Origin of the sequence: Micromonospora sp. NPDC049275, assembly GCF_043197115.1 — a bacterium.
In the GTDB taxonomy this organism is placed as follows: Bacteria; Actinomycetota; Actinomycetes; order Mycobacteriales; family Micromonosporaceae; genus Micromonospora.
In genome coordinates, this window is record NZ_JBICSN010000001.1 from 1,122,753 (window position 1) to 1,136,374 (window position 13,622).

Genomic DNA, 13,622 nt, shown 5'->3' on the forward strand with positions numbered 1-13,622 from the left:
CGGCCCCGTCCGGTTCGCCGACAGGGAACAGTCTCATTGACGCCGGTGGGGAAAAGGTGAGTCGGAGCCCGGCAGTCGGACGGTGAAGAGCGTGCCCCGGCCCGGCTCGCTCTGCACGTCGATCGTGCCGCCGTGTGCCTCGGTGAGGTGGCGCGCGATCGCCAGGCCGAGCCCGCTGCCGCCCGTCACCCGGCTGCGCGACTCGTCGGCCCGCCAGAAACGGTCGAAGACCCTCGGCAGGTCGGCCGGGGCGATGCCGTCGCCGGTGTCCCGTACGGAGATGGTCGTGCCGTTCACGCCGACAGTGACCGAGCCGCCGGAAGGGGTGTGGCGGATGGCGTTCGAGATGAGGTTTCCGACCACCTGCCGCAGGCGCACCTGATCGGCTCGCACCACCGGATCGCCCACGGCGCTGAGTTCCAGGCGTACCCCGGCCGCGAACGCGCTGCCCCGGTGGCTGTCGACCACGTGCGCGAGGACGTGCCGCAGGTCTGTCGGTTCCGGGTTGATCCGCAGCGTGCCCGCGTCGGCCGCCGCCAGGTCGCCGAGGTCGTCGATGACGTGCTGGAGCAGCAGAGCCTCCTCGTGCAGCAGCGCCAGCAGTTGGGCGTCGGTCGGAGCGAGGTCGTCCTGGGCCGCCTCCAACCAGGTGCGGATGTTGCTGAGCGGGGTACGCAGTTCGTGTGCCACATCGTTGACCATGGTGCGTCGCTGCGTCTCGGCCCGTTCCCGGCGTTCCGCGGAGTCGTTCAGGGCGCGCGCGAGCCGGCCGATCTCGTCCCGGGTGGACACCGGGGCGGGCACGCGCAGTTCGGCCGCCTCGGCGAGGTTGCGCAGCGGCCGCACGAGACGTCTGCCGATCAGCACTGTCGCCGCGACGGTGGCGAGCAGGACAGCGCCGGTGACCGCCACGATTCGACCGATGCTGCCGCCGGACAGGCTCAGCGTGGTGCGGCCGCTGCCCGGCGCGGTGACGAACAGCAGCGCGCGGGGTGCCACGTACGGCCGGAGTTGGGTCCTGCGCCCGGATTCGATGCAGCCCTGCACGACGCCTACCGGTCCGGCCGGCTTGAGCAGCGACGGCGGCGTCAACTTGATGTCCTCGTGCGCGGTCCGGACAATCGCTGACCCGCCCAGATATGCGCTGAAGGTCGGCGTGATGCGCAACTGGGAGGCGCGGTCGCCGAGGCTGAGACAGCGGGCGGTCAGGGTGGTAAGCGTCTGGAGCGCCTTCTTCTCGGCCGGGCTGACCAGGCTGTCGAGCTCGAACCCGCAGCTCTCGGTCACGGGCCCGGTGAGTGGCCGCTCGGCGTCGGGGCGGACGGTGGTGAGAACGACGCTCGGGCGACCGGTGTTCGCGGTTTCGATGACACCGTCGTAGCCCATCTTGTTGAAGCAGGTCAGGGTGTTCTGGGCCACCTCGCCCAACACGTACCGGTCTTCGTCCGGCACCACGTAGGGGCCGGTGGCGCGCTCGTCGATGTGCTCGGTGCCGCCGGTCAGACCCAGGTCGACGTGGAGCGGATCCACCACAGCCGCCGGACGGGTGTTCCGCAGCGCCGGTCCCGCCTGCGAGTCGAGGATGATCTCGTGGTCGTCGGTGGTCAGCGTGATGCGACGACCCAGCTTGGCGGCACGCGACTGAACCATGGCGGCGGCCCCGGACCAGTCGTGGTGGGTGGCCGCGTAGCCGACCAGCGCCTGGTAGACGGCCCTCTGGTCGGCGACCGCGCCGCCCTGCTCGTAGTTGATCGCCCGGGTGGTGGTCGTCGCCGCCAGCCAGGCGGTGGCCGAGATCGCGGCCAGCGCGATCACCATCGAGGAGACCAGCAACCGGGTCACCAGACTGTGCCGCAGCGGCACCTGACCCTTGCTCACGGCGGGCCCACAGCCAGCTTGTAGCCCACACCGTGCACGGTGAGCAACTGTTCGGGACGTCTCGGGTCGACTTCGATCTTGCGGCGTAGGTTCATCACGTGTACGTCGATGGTGCGCTCGGTCGAGCTGCGGTCGAGGCCACGGGTGTGGTGCAGCAGTTGTGCCCGGGTGAAGACCCTGTCCGGCTGCTCGGACATGGCGGCCAGGATCGCGAACTCGCCACGGGTGCACTCGATCCGCTCGCCGTTGACAGTCACGTGGTGCCCGACCGGATCGATGCTGAGCTGACCGATCTGCCGGATGGCCCGGGCGCTGTGCTCGGGAGCGCTCCGGGACACCCGGCGCAGCAGGGTACGGATTCGGGCCACCAGTTCGCGTGGGCTGAACGGCTTGGTCAGGTAGTCGTCGGCACCGAGTTCCAGTCCGAGAAGCAGGTCACTCTCGGTGCGGCGGGCGGTGAGCATGAGCACCAGCACGTCCGACTCCTGCCGCAGAGTGCGGCACACCTGCAAGCCGTTCAGTCCCGGCATCATCACGTCCAGGATCAGCAGGTCGGGCCGGTCCCGGCGGGCGGCCTCGAGCGCCGCCCGCCCGTCGTGCACCACTATCGTTTCGTGGCCGGCGGCGACGAGGTAGCGACGGATCCCCTCCGCGTGCCGCAGGTCGTCGTCAGCGACCAGGACCATCGCACACATGCCGGCGATGATAGGCCGCCCGTACGGCACCTGACCGATTTCCAGCCCGACCTGACAGATTCCTAACGGCAGCTCAGACGCTGGCAAGTGCCTCGGTCGGATCGAGCGAGGCCGCCCGCATCGCCGGATAGACCCCCGCCAGCACGCCGATGGCCAGGGCGCCTCCCAGCCCGGTGGCGGCCGCCACCGGTGGGATGGTCACCGGCCAGTGCTGAAGGGTGGCGTAGCCGGCGACGGCCACGGCGCCGGTCAGCACCCCGGCCGCACCGCCGAGCGCCGACAGCACGATCGACTCGGTCACGAACTGGATGCGGATCTGGCCCCGGTTCGCGCCCAGGGCCCGGCGTAGGCCGATCTCGCGACGCCGCTCCAGCACCGAGATGTACATCGTGTTCGCCACCCCGATGCCGCCGACGAGCAACGCGATCCCGGCCAGCCCGAGCAGCAGCGAGTTGAAGGTCTGCCGTACCGCCTGTTTGGCGGCGAGCCCGTCCGAGGGGCGACTGACCAGTACGTCGCTCGGATGCTCCGGGTTGGCGGTGGCGGCCAGGACCGAGCGCACCGCCACCACCTGGGCGTCGGTGGTCTGTACGTAGATCCGGGTCGGGTGCCCGTCGAAGCGCAACCAGTTGCTGGCCGCCTCCCAGCCGATCATCGCTGAGCGGTCGATCTCGGGCGCGAGTGGCACCGGGTCGAGGATGCCGATCACGCTGAACCGCTGCCCGCCAAGGTGGACCTGGATCGGCTGGGAGAGGTCGACGGTGGTGAAGCCGAGCCGCTGGGCGGCGATCGAGCCGAGGACCACTGTCGGCAGGCGCTCCATCGCGGGATCCAGGAAGCGGCCGGAGCGTACCCGGCCGTCGATCGCCGCGAGCAAATTCGTCCTGGTGGCGACAACCGCGATCGCGTTGTAGTCGCCAGGGCCGGTCCGATCGGAGCGGGCGACGTTCAGCCCGAAGTCTGCGGTCGCGCTCGCCACCGTCACCGGCGCGATCCGGGACACCATGTCCACCGACTCGACGGGCAGCTTGACCGGTGGCTCGCGGTTGGGCGCCGGTGTGACCTGCAGACGGTTGGTGCCCAGGACGGCCAGCTTCTCCTCGAGTGCCCGCTGACTCGACGCGGGAATCCCCGTGACCAGGACCAGGGTGGCGATGCCGATAGCGATGCCGAGCGCCGACAGCGCGGCCCGCGCCGTGCGCGTGCGGAGGCCGAGCAGGCCCAGACCAACCAGGTCGGCCGGGGCCAGACGGACCGGTGCGGCGTCCCGGTCCACTCGCGCCGCATCATCGGTACGCCTCATGCCGGCGCACCGCTCACCGCGGAGTCGGACACCAGCCGGCCGTCCAGGATGCGGATCTGTCGAGGCACCCGGGCGGCCACCTCGTGGTCGTGAGTGATGAGCGCGATGGTGGTCCCGTCGCGGTTCAGCTCGGTCAGCAGGTCGAGCACCGCCGAGCCGGTGGCCATGTCGAGCGCCCCGGTCGGCTCGTCGGCCAGCACCAGCGCGGGTCGGTTGACAAGCGCCCGGGCGATCGCCACCCGTTGGCGTTCGCCGCCCGAGAGCGCCTGCGGGTGGTGGTCGGCGCGGTGGGCCAGGCCGACCCGCTCCAGCGCCGCCAGGGCCAGCGCCCGCCGGTGACGGCGGTGCACGCCGGCGTAGAGCAGGCCGGTCGAGACGTTCTCGGTCGCGGTCAGCCCATCGGTGAGGTGGAACTGTTGGAACACGAAGCCCAGCCAGCGACCGCGCAGGCTGGACAGCTGCCGGTCGGACATGGTGGTGACGTCACGTCCGCCGATCAGCACCCGGCCCTCGGTGGGCCGGTCCAGCGTGCCCATGATGTTGAGCAGGGTGGACTTTCCCGACCCGGAGGGTCCCAGGATGGCCACGAACTCGCCCGCGTCGATCCGCAGTGAGACGTCGCGCAGCGCGGTCACGGCCTCGCCGTAGCGCCGGCTGGCACTCTCGATCTCCAGCACCGTGGTCACGACGTCGTCACCACCCGGGTGCCGGCGGTGATGCCCGCACCGGTGATCTCCACCATGCCGTCGGCGAACAGGCCCACCTTCACCGCGGTCAGGGCGCCATCGGAGATCTGGACGCCGTAGCCGCCGCCGCTGAGCGCGAGCAGCGCGCCGACCGGGACGGCGAGGACGTCCTGCTCGGTGGTGCCGGTGAACCGGACCTCGACGGCGGCCGAGCTGATGTTCTGGATCGCCGCGGCCCTGTCCACAGTGATGACTACCTGCACCTTCGGGCCCTCCGAGCCTGGGTCTCCGCCGTCCGACGGCCCGGCCTGGACGTTGCTGCTCACCGAGTTGATGGTGCCGCTGGTGTGCGAGCTGTCCGGAAGGGCGATCTGCACCTTCTGCCCAGCCCGGAGGTCGTCGGCCCGACTGGCGTCGATCTCCACCAACACCGCCTTGGCCTGATCGCTGATCGCCATCAGGTTGCCTGTGGCGTCGTCGCCCAACTGCGCCGAGGCCGCGCCCACCCGTACCGCGCCGGGCAACACCAGGATGTCGCCGAGGGTCACCGTGCCGGTGGCCGGTCGTACCCCCTTGGCCGCCTGCCAGCGTTTCACCGCGTCCCTGAGTGATGGGGTGAAGACCGCATCCTGGCTGGTCACGACGGTCTGGTACGACGACGTTCCGGATGCGGCGGTGGCCGCGTCCCGGTCGGTGGTCTTGTCCGTGCCCTTGTCGGTATCCGCGCCCGCGGCCGGCGGGGGAGCACCCTGGACGGTGACCCGTGTCCCTGGGGCTGGTTGGTGCCCGATCCGGTAGCCGAGCCCCCGCAGGTTGTCGGCCAGCACCTTGACGTCGCGACCGACGGTGCCGACCACGTCGATGTCGCGGAACATCGGCGACGAGCCGAAGAACAGCGTCACCGGCCGGTCGCCGACCCGATACAGGGTGTCGCCCCGCGCGATGACGCTGCCCGGCTTCGGTAGCCAGGTGAGCACACCGGCAGCGACGCCACGCAGGGTGCGCTGCTTGCGATAGCCGACAGTGCCGCTCTCGGTCCAGTAGTCGGAGAGGTCGGTCCGCACGACCTCGGCCGTCGCCACCTTGGCCGACGCCGGCTGGGTGGCCGGAGAGTCGTCGCCCGCGCTGGCGTGGACGGCGTACACCGCGCCGCCCAGCGCGAGCGCACCGGCGACGATGATGGCGAGGATTTTCGTCCGCACGATCGGCTACTTCTCGGTGAAGGCCGAGATCTCGCACTGACGCTGGATCTCCCTGCCCTCGTCGCTGTTCGCCTTCTCGAGATTGGCCTTGGTCTCCGGCGCGACCCAGAGGCTGGCGTTGCCACTTCCCGCTTGCCGGATCTCCATCGACAGGCCGTGGCTCTGGACGCACTTCAGCTGCTCGCGGAGGTCGTCGGCGAAGTTCGGGTTCTGCTGGGGGTCGAGCTCCGGAGCGCCCAGCGGCTCCTTGTCGGCGCACGCGTCCACGGCCGGCTGATACTTCTCGCTGTCCATCTTGTAGCTGAGAAGCGGACCGCCGTTCTCGCCCGGCGCCGACGGCACGCCGTGCTGCGTCCAGCAGGCGTAGTAGGCGTCGTAGACACGGTCGATCTCCTGCTTGGTCGCGCCGAGGGGAAGCTGACGATCGGCGCCGCCGCTCGAAGCGGCCGGTCCGGTGCTTGCCGACGTCGTCGCGCCCGGGATCGCGGCTACCTGCGGCTCCGACTCGTTCGACTGACCGCCGCAAGCCTGGAGCGACAGCAGCAGGGCCCCCAGACCGACGATCTTCACAATCGTGTTTCGCATACCGGCCAGCCTGGTCGCGGCATGTGAGCTATTCGTTAGGTTCGCACGCCGTCTTCGAATGTGCCGTCCAGAGCCCCGCACCATCGGGCTGGCTGTCGCCGCCTACCCGCAACGGTCTACCCTCGCCGACATGTCCGACTCTCGGCTGCTGCGCATCGGTACCCGCAACTCCCCGATGGCGCTGGCTCAGGTCGAGCGGGTCCGCAAGATGCTCGCCGACCGGCACCCCGAGGTCGCGGTCGATGTGGTGTCGATGTCGACAAGCGGGGATCGGTGGCTCGGCGACCTGGCCGCGTTGGGTGGCAAGGGAGCGTTCACCAAGGAGGTGGACGCCGCCCTGCTAGCCGGGGATGTCGACGTGGTGGTGCACTGTGTCAAGGACGTACCGGGGGACCGGCCGGTGCCGGCTGGCACGGTGATGGCCGCCTATCTCGCTCGGGACGACGTCCGGGACTGCCTGGTACACCCGGGCGGACTGCGCATCGAGCAGTTGCCCGCGGGCAGCCGGATCGGCACCTCGGCGGTCCGGCGGATCGCGCAGCTGGCCCTGCACTGGCCGCACCTGGTGCCGGTGGCCGTGCGCGGCAACGCGAACAGCCGGCTGGCGAAGCTCGACGCCGGCGACACGTACGACGCGCTCCTCCTCGCGGTCTCCGGCCTCGAACGGATCGGGCGGGCCGACCGGATCACCCACCCGATCGACGTCGACACGATGGTCCCGGCGGTCGGCTCCGGAACCCTGGTCCTGCAGTGCCGCGACGACGACACCGCCATCCGCGACCTTGTCGCGGTCCTCGGCGATCCGCGGACCGCGCGGGAGACCGTGGCGGAGCGGACCTTGCTGCACATCCTCCAGGGCAACTGCCACTCACCGATCGCCGCGCTCGCGCGCACCGAGCCCGACGGGCGTCTCGGTCTGCGGGCGAGGGTGCTCAGCCTCGACGGCAAGACAGTGCTCGACGTGCACGAGTGGGCGGCGGATCCCATCACCCTCGGGACTTCCGTGGCCGCTGCCCTGCTGCGCCAGGGCGCCCGCGACCTGCTCGACCTGCCCGCCTACGGGTAGGTACAACCGTCTACACGCTGACGGGCGGGCCGCGACGCCTGTGACTCGACGACCCGGGTGAGCCAGCGGACCAGCGCCCACCACAGAGACAACCCGTCGCGGCCGCGCTGGAAGACACCCTCGGGTGGTGGGTCCACCCCACGGGCGACGGCATCGACGGGGTTGGGTGAGCGGACGATAGGCTGCGGGGCGGCGTCCGAGTGACCTAAGGGGAACGTGTGATAGGCGGATCGGCTCGCGCGGTGGTCACGGTCTGCGGGCGTTCGGCGTGAGCAACGGGTTGCGCCCCGGTGACCCGGTCCGGCTCGGCGCCTACGAGGTGCTCGACCGGCTCGGCGACGGCGGTATGGGCAGTGTCTTCCTGGCCCGGTCGCCGCAGGGACGGCCGGTCGCGGTCAAGGTCGTCCGCTCGGAGTTCTCGCACGACGAGGAGTTCCGTGGTCGGTTCCGCAGTGAGGTGAACCGCGCCCGCCAGGTGCCACCGTTCTGCACCGCCGAGGTCCTGGACGCCGACCCGGACCACGACCCGCCGTACCTGGTCGTGGAGTACGTCGAGGGACCCAGCCTTGCCCAGGTGATCCGGGAACGGGGGCCGCTGGGGGCTGCGCAGGTGCACAGCATCGCGGTCGGGGTGGCTACCGCGCTCACCGCCATCCACGGCGCCGGAGTGATCCACCGGGACCTGAAGCCGGCGAACGTGCTGGTCGCGCCGGGTGGGATCAAGGTCATCGACTTCGGCATCGCCCGGGCGTTCGAGGTGACGAGCCAGCACACCCGGACCAACCAGGTGGTCGGGACCGTCTCGTACATGGCACCGGAGCGGTTCGACACGACGTCCGGCCATCCGGTCGGCCCGGCTGCGGACATCTTTGCCTGGGGTGCCGTCGTCGCACATGCCGCGACCGGCCGTAACCCGTTCGGGGGCGACTCCCCGACCGCCACCGCCATGCGGATTCTCACCCAACCGCCGGACCTGACCGGCCTCGGCGGGGCGCTGCGGGAGTTGGTCGGCCGGGCGTTGGAGAAGGATCCCGCCGCCCGGCCGACCGCCCGGGAACTGCTCGACGGGTTGTTGACCGCGGCGGATCGGGGGGTTGCCGCCAGGCCGGTCCAACTTCTGGGAGCGACGCCAGCTGCCGGTGGTGGTGGCCAGGGCCGGCCGCCGATGCCGCCGGGTGTGTCCGCGGCCGGTCGTGAGGGCTCGGGCCGGCGTGGCTGGCTCGCCGGGCTGAGTGCGATCTCCGCGGTGATCGTGGTGCTGGCACTCGCCATCGTCTTCGTTCCGAAGCTGCTGAACGACGGGTCCAAACCGGACCCCACCGACTCGACGGCGGCCGGCGGCCCGGGGCCCACCGGGCCCGCGGCCACCGCGTCCACGCCAACACCCAGCTCGGGTACGCCGACCAGGTCGCCGTCGGCCAGCGGGGATCCCAGCCGGGCCATCCTGGCCGGGCAGCGACGGATCCTGCTCCACGTGGTGGAGGTCGACCGCGACCTGTCGCTGCCGTCGGACGGGGAGCTCGCAACCGGCGACGGAACGGGCAAGGATGCGCTCTTCGTGCTCGAACCGGTAGGTGTCGACTACATGATCAAATCGGTGAACCCGGAGATCGCCCACCGGCCGTGCCTCGGCGTCAAGCTCGATGCCAAGGAGAACAAGTTGCTTGTGGGAACCGACTGCCGGCCCACCGCGGCGACTCTTTTCGCGATCTCCAGTGAGGGTAAGGACGACAAGGGGCGCACCTCCTACGTCATCAGCAACGACGAGTACGGCGTGGTGCAGTGGAGCCCGACCAGGAAGCACATCTACCTGGAGTTTCTCGGTGACGCCCCGATCGACACCACGTTCAGCCTGGTCGACCGGGGCGCGGTCTGACCCTCGTCCCTCCGGTCAACTCGCCGTCACCGCGATGGTCCGCGTTCGTCGAGCAGCAGTGCGGCGACCGCCTCCGGGGCCTCGTGCATGGCGTCGTGGCCGGTGGGGAGGTCGTGGACCTGCCACTCGGGATCGGCGTCGAGCCGGGCGCGGAGTGCGGCGAACGGCGTCCGGTCCTCCCATCCCGAGCAGTAGACGAATTCGCGTCGCGAAACCTGGGCCGCGGCCCCGGTGAGCCGGATCGTCTGCAGGAACGAGGCGAGGGGATGGGGACGGCGGCGGGGATCGCCGCCCTCGGGCGGTCGGACGGAGTGGCCGGTTTCCGCCGCACCTTCGGCGAACACCTTCCGGAAGTGCTCGTTCGTTGCGGACCAGCACGAATCCCCGTCGCGCGGCACGTAGGCGTCGAGATGCACCAGGCGTGAGACCCGGCCGTCGGCGCGGTCCGCGGCGGCGGTGATCACCATCCCGGCGTAGCTGTGGCCGACAAGGGTCGCGTCGGTGATGTGAGCGCGATCGAGGAGCCGCAGCACGTCGTCGGCATGCGTGTCGAGGTTGGCGGTCGCGACAGTCGCGTCGTCGTCGCCCGGACGCAGACCCGTCAGGGTCAGCGCGTGCACAGTGTGCCCCGCGCGTTCCAGCAGCGGCACCACCGCCTCGAACGACCAGGAACCCTTCCAGGCGCCGGGCACGAGCACGTACGTCGTCATGGTTCTTCCTCGCTCCGGACTCGGCGGCGGGAGTCACCGCACGGAGGTAGTGTCGCCAGGTCAGGGAGTGGCTTACCACCGACAGGAAGCCATCGCATGCCCGTTCCCCGCCAAGCTCGTCCGGCCGCCGGAGTGACGTCGCACCTCTGGCCCTCGGGCGGCCGCCACCTCTGGCCCTCCGGCGGGGCAAGCGCCGCGCAGACCCACAAGCAAGGACACCTGGTGTACGCGGCCAGCGGCATCCTGGCCGTGCACACCGAGCGCGGCACGTCGATCGTTCCCGCCAACCGGGTCGCCTGGACCCCCGCCGAGTTCATCCACGACCACCGGGCGCACGGCGACACCGACATGCGGATCGTGTTCCTCGCGCCGTCCCTCGCCCGGCTGCTGCCGGAACGCCCCGCCGTGTTCCTGACCTCGGCCCTCGCCCGCGAGGTCCTGCTCGCCCTGACCGGCCCCGGCAACTACGACGACGCGACGCCCGGCTACAGCCGGCCCGCGCGCTCTCGCCTGCTTCGCGTACTCGTCGACGAACTCCGCGAGGCACACGAACAGCCACTGCACCTGCCGGAGCCGCGCGACGACCGCCTGCGGGCCATCGCCCGGATGCTGTACGAGACGCCGGCGGAAAACGCGACGCTTGCCGAACTCGGGAAGGCGATCGGAGCGAGCCCCCGCACCCTCAGCCGACTGTTCCGCACCGAACTCGGCATGACGTTCTACGAGTGGCGCACGCAGCTACGCGTCTACCACGCACTAGTGCTGCTTGCCGACGGCCGGGACACCACCCGGACCGCCCACGCCTGCGGGTGGGCCAACCCGAGCAGCTTCATCGCGGCGTTCACCGCGATCGTCGGCACGACGCCGGGCCGTTACCGAGCCGGTCGCTCAGCTCCACCCCGGCCGGGGGCCACGTCAGTGGGGTGATGTCGGCCCGCCAGCAGGCCCGCGCGCGGCGGTGGGGCCGCTCGTCGGACGAGCGGCCCCACTGAGTCCGTCGTCAGGCCGGCACGTGACCGGCCGTCCAGCACGCCGAGTGGCTGTGGCAGGCGACGTACGCCGCCAGGGCATCGTGCAGCGCGGCCCGCCGCGTGGCCGAAAGCCCGCCGGCGATGTTGCTGAGCTGGTGTGGGTCGACGGTCCGGTCGTAGTACTCCCGTTCGCCGTTGGAGTACTCGACGTAGGTGTAGGTCGCGGTCCGCAGAGCCTCGTAGGTGATCGGGCTGCCGTTGCGGCGGTCCTGGGCGTCGGGATCGTCCGCGGCCTGGTTGGGGCCGTGGTGCTCGATCAGCGCCCCGGTACGCCAGTTCGTTGCCGCCTCGCCCTGCGCGAGCGGCAGCAGGTTGCGCCCGTCCACGTGCGTGCCGACGTCGGCCGCGCCGATGCGTTGGAAGGTCGGCGCCAGGTCGATGTTCTGCACGATCTCGGCGCGCTGCGATCCGGGTACGACGCCCGGCCCGGCCACGACGAGGGGGACCCGCACATCGGTGTCGAAGGCGGTCTGCTTGCCGCCTGTCAACCGGTACTCGCCCATGTGGAAGCCGTTGTCGGAGCTGAACACGACGTAGGTGTTGTCGGCGATGCCGCTGGTCGTGAGCTGCGCGCGCAGGTTGCCGATCAGCCGATCGACCGCCTGCACGGACTGGGCGCGCTTGCGGAAGTTCGTGTCCAGGGTGCTCTTCTCCTGCGCGGTGAGCGGTCCGTTGTCGGCCAGCCAGGACGGCGGGTTGGTGGGCAGCCGGTCGTACGCCGCGGTGCGCGGGGCGGTGAGCCCGGGGAAGTCGTCGAGGTCCTGGTTGGCCGGGGTGAACGGGCTGTGCGGGGCGAAGGTCGAGACCTCCAGCAGGAAGGGCGTGTTGGCGGCCGCCGAGCGCTGGATGAAGTCCTTGCCCTTGCGGGACAGGACGTTTGTCAGATAGTCGGCCGGTTGGCTGCCGTAGTGGACGACCGTGTGGTTCTCGTTGAGGTCGTAGTTGTACTCCGGGTACCCGTTGCCGGCCACGTACCACTCCGACCAGCCCGGCGGGACGTACGGCAGCGCGCCTCCCTGCGTGTCCGCGGGCAGGTAGCCGTTGAGGTACTTGCCCAGGAAGCCGGTCCGGTAGCCCTTGCCCTGCAACACAGTCGCGAACGTCCGGTTCTCGTTGCCTCGGCCCTTGAAGACGGCGAACCCGCCGTCGGCTCCGCCGTTGGTGAACACGCCTGTGTCGTGCGGGAACTGACCGGTGAGGATCGACGAGCGCGACGGGCAGCACAGCGAGTCGGTGACGGTGTAGTTGGTGAAGGTGGCTCCCTCGCTCTGCAGCTGTCTGACCTGCGGCAGGTACTGCACGAGGTTCCACGCGAGGTCGTCCACGAGGACGAAGATGATGTTGGGCGAGGTGGCGGTGGGTGTCGGGGTGGGTTCCGCTGCGCGTGCCGGTGCCCACGCGGCGAGCAGGGCCAGCCCTGTTGCGAGTGCGGTGGCGAGGAGGCGGCGCTTGGTGATAGCCATGCCACCAAGGCTTATCGAAATTTGTCAGCATCTATTGAACAGGTGGTGATGATCCGATCAAATGCCGTTCGTCGGAGCCGCCGTCACCTCGATCAGGTGAGTGACCGTTCAAGTTCGGCGCGAAATTGATCGCGTTGCGCATTCTCTCCGTGAGGACTCATGTGGGCGCGGATGCGCCTGCCTCGATCGGAGGAATCGCATGATCAGCACGTCTCGTTCCCGGGTCCGAGCGCTCGCGGTCATCGGGATGGCCGGTGTCCTGGCGGCGATCGGCCCGGTGACCCGGCAGGCGTCCGCGGCCGAGGTCGCCGAGGGCGCCACCATGAGCGCCAACGCCCGGGTCGACATCCCGCGCATCGCCTCGTCGATCAAGCCGCCGGCGGGATCCCGTCCGGTAGGCGCGTACGTCGTTACTCGCGGAACGCAGACCTACACGTGCGCCGGTGGCGTGTTCACCGGCGCGTCCGTGCCGGAGGCCCAGCTCATCGGCACCGGTGGCCGGGTCCACCACTTCAAGGGGCCGAGCTGGCAGTCCGAGCGCGACGGCTCGCTGATCACGGCGAAGAAGACGGCGGAGAGCCCGCGCTCGGGGACGATCCCCGAGCTGCTGCTGACTGTGGACACCCACGCCGGCAGTGGCATTCTCGGCAACGTCGCGTACGTCAGCCGTCTGTTGACCTCGGGTGGCATCGCCCCGGCGGGCGCCTGCGTCGACGGCGCGACGACGGCAGTGCCGTACGGCGCGTTGTACGTCTTCTGGGCCGCCAAGCGGTAGCCGCGCCGACCGGTCTGTCATCTGCTGCGGCGGTGGTGGACGATCAGCGCCGCCGCGCAGAGCACCGCGACCAGGCCGAACACCGAGCCGATCCACGGGTTGTCCACGACTGTCGAGAACACGGCGTTGGTGGCCGCGGCCAGAAAGAGCACCAGCCACAGCAGCGGGCGTAGCAGGCCGCCGGGCCGCTCCGGCGCGGCGGCCGGGGCCTCGGTGCTGCGGTACGGATCGGTCATGACTGTCTCCCTCGATGACGTTTCGACGACACCACTGACGCTAGGCGGGTGACAGCGGCGGGGACGATCCCGCCAGCTCGACGACCCAGGTACAGCAGGCTGTACTTTCCGCCGCG

Annotated in this window: 13 protein-coding genes; 4 read left to right on the forward strand and 9 right to left on the reverse strand. The window is 70.5% G+C overall.

Annotated features, from left to right (window positions below):
• Positions 1-33: 33 nt before the first annotated feature.
• From ACGFIE_RS05300 to ACGFIE_RS05325, 6 genes are all read right to left on the reverse strand, one after another.
• Positions 34-1,878, reverse strand: coding sequence for a sensor histidine kinase (locus ACGFIE_RS05300; protein ID WP_393291148.1), 1,845 nt, complete (start codon positions 1,876-1,878; stop codon positions 34-36).
• On the reverse strand, positions 1,875-2,573 hold the full coding sequence (locus tag ACGFIE_RS05305) for a response regulator (protein ID WP_393291150.1): 699 nt from the start codon (positions 2,571-2,573) through the stop codon (positions 1,875-1,877). The genes ACGFIE_RS05300 and ACGFIE_RS05305 overlap by 4 nt, the downstream gene beginning before the upstream one ends.
• A 73-nt stretch (positions 2,574-2,646) precedes the next feature.
• A complete protein-coding gene (locus ACGFIE_RS05310) occupies positions 2,647-3,876 on the reverse strand; it encodes an ABC transporter permease (protein ID WP_393291152.1) in 1,230 nt (409 codons plus the stop codon).
• Complete coding sequence (locus tag ACGFIE_RS05315) at positions 3,873-4,562, reverse strand: ABC transporter ATP-binding protein (protein ID WP_393291154.1); 690 nt, start codon at positions 4,560-4,562, stop codon at positions 3,873-3,875. The genes ACGFIE_RS05310 and ACGFIE_RS05315 overlap by 4 nt, the downstream gene beginning before the upstream one ends.
• On the reverse strand, positions 4,559-5,764 hold the full coding sequence (locus tag ACGFIE_RS05320) for an efflux RND transporter periplasmic adaptor subunit (protein ID WP_393291157.1): 1,206 nt from the start codon (positions 5,762-5,764) through the stop codon (positions 4,559-4,561). The genes ACGFIE_RS05315 and ACGFIE_RS05320 overlap by 4 nt, the downstream gene beginning before the upstream one ends.
• Before the next feature lie 6 nt (positions 5,765-5,770).
• Positions 5,771-6,349 carry a hypothetical protein gene (locus ACGFIE_RS05325; protein ID WP_393291159.1) on the reverse strand — a complete coding sequence of 193 codons (579 nt, stop codon included), beginning with the start codon at positions 6,347-6,349 and terminating at the stop codon, positions 5,771-5,773.
• Positions 6,350-6,479: 130 nt separating this feature from the next.
• Between ACGFIE_RS05325 and hemC the strand changes: the two genes are divergently transcribed.
• Positions 6,480-7,415, forward strand: coding sequence for a hydroxymethylbilane synthase (gene hemC / locus ACGFIE_RS05330; RefSeq protein ID WP_393291160.1), 936 nt, complete (start codon positions 6,480-6,482; stop codon positions 7,413-7,415).
• Positions 7,416-7,683: 268 nt separating this feature from the next.
• Positions 7,684-9,291, forward strand: coding sequence for a serine/threonine protein kinase (locus tag ACGFIE_RS05335; protein WP_393291162.1), 1,608 nt, complete (start codon positions 7,684-7,686; stop codon positions 9,289-9,291).
• Positions 9,292-9,317: 26 nt separating this feature from the next.
• Here ACGFIE_RS05335 and ACGFIE_RS05340 read toward each other — a convergent pair whose 3' ends face one another.
• A complete protein-coding gene (locus ACGFIE_RS05340) occupies positions 9,318-10,001 on the reverse strand; it encodes an alpha/beta fold hydrolase (RefSeq protein WP_393291165.1) in 684 nt (227 codons plus the stop codon).
• A 96-nt stretch (positions 10,002-10,097) separates the two neighbouring features.
• On the opposite strand from ACGFIE_RS05340, the gene ACGFIE_RS05345 reads away from it, so the two are divergent.
• Entirely contained in the window at positions 10,098-10,928 is an 831-nt protein-coding gene (locus ACGFIE_RS05345) for an AraC family transcriptional regulator (RefSeq protein WP_393291168.1), read from the forward strand.
• 73 nt (positions 10,929-11,001) lie between these two features.
• Here ACGFIE_RS05345 and ACGFIE_RS05350 read toward each other — a convergent pair whose 3' ends face one another.
• On the reverse strand, positions 11,002-12,495 hold the full coding sequence (locus ACGFIE_RS05350; RefSeq protein WP_393291171.1) for a sulfatase: 1,494 nt from the start codon (positions 12,493-12,495) through the stop codon (positions 11,002-11,004).
• 199 nt (positions 12,496-12,694) lie between these two features.
• On the opposite strand from ACGFIE_RS05350, the gene ACGFIE_RS05355 reads away from it, so the two are divergent.
• Positions 12,695-13,270: a DUF3455 domain-containing protein gene (locus tag ACGFIE_RS05355; protein ID WP_393291174.1), complete on the forward strand. Its 576-nt coding sequence runs from the start codon at positions 12,695-12,697 to the stop codon at positions 13,268-13,270.
• Positions 13,271-13,287: 17 nt separating this feature from the next.
• On the opposite strand, the gene ACGFIE_RS05360 is transcribed toward ACGFIE_RS05355, so the two are convergent.
• A complete protein-coding gene (locus tag ACGFIE_RS05360) occupies positions 13,288-13,506 on the reverse strand; it encodes a hypothetical protein (protein ID WP_393291176.1) in 219 nt (72 codons plus the stop codon).
• Positions 13,507-13,622: the final 116 nt, after the last annotated feature.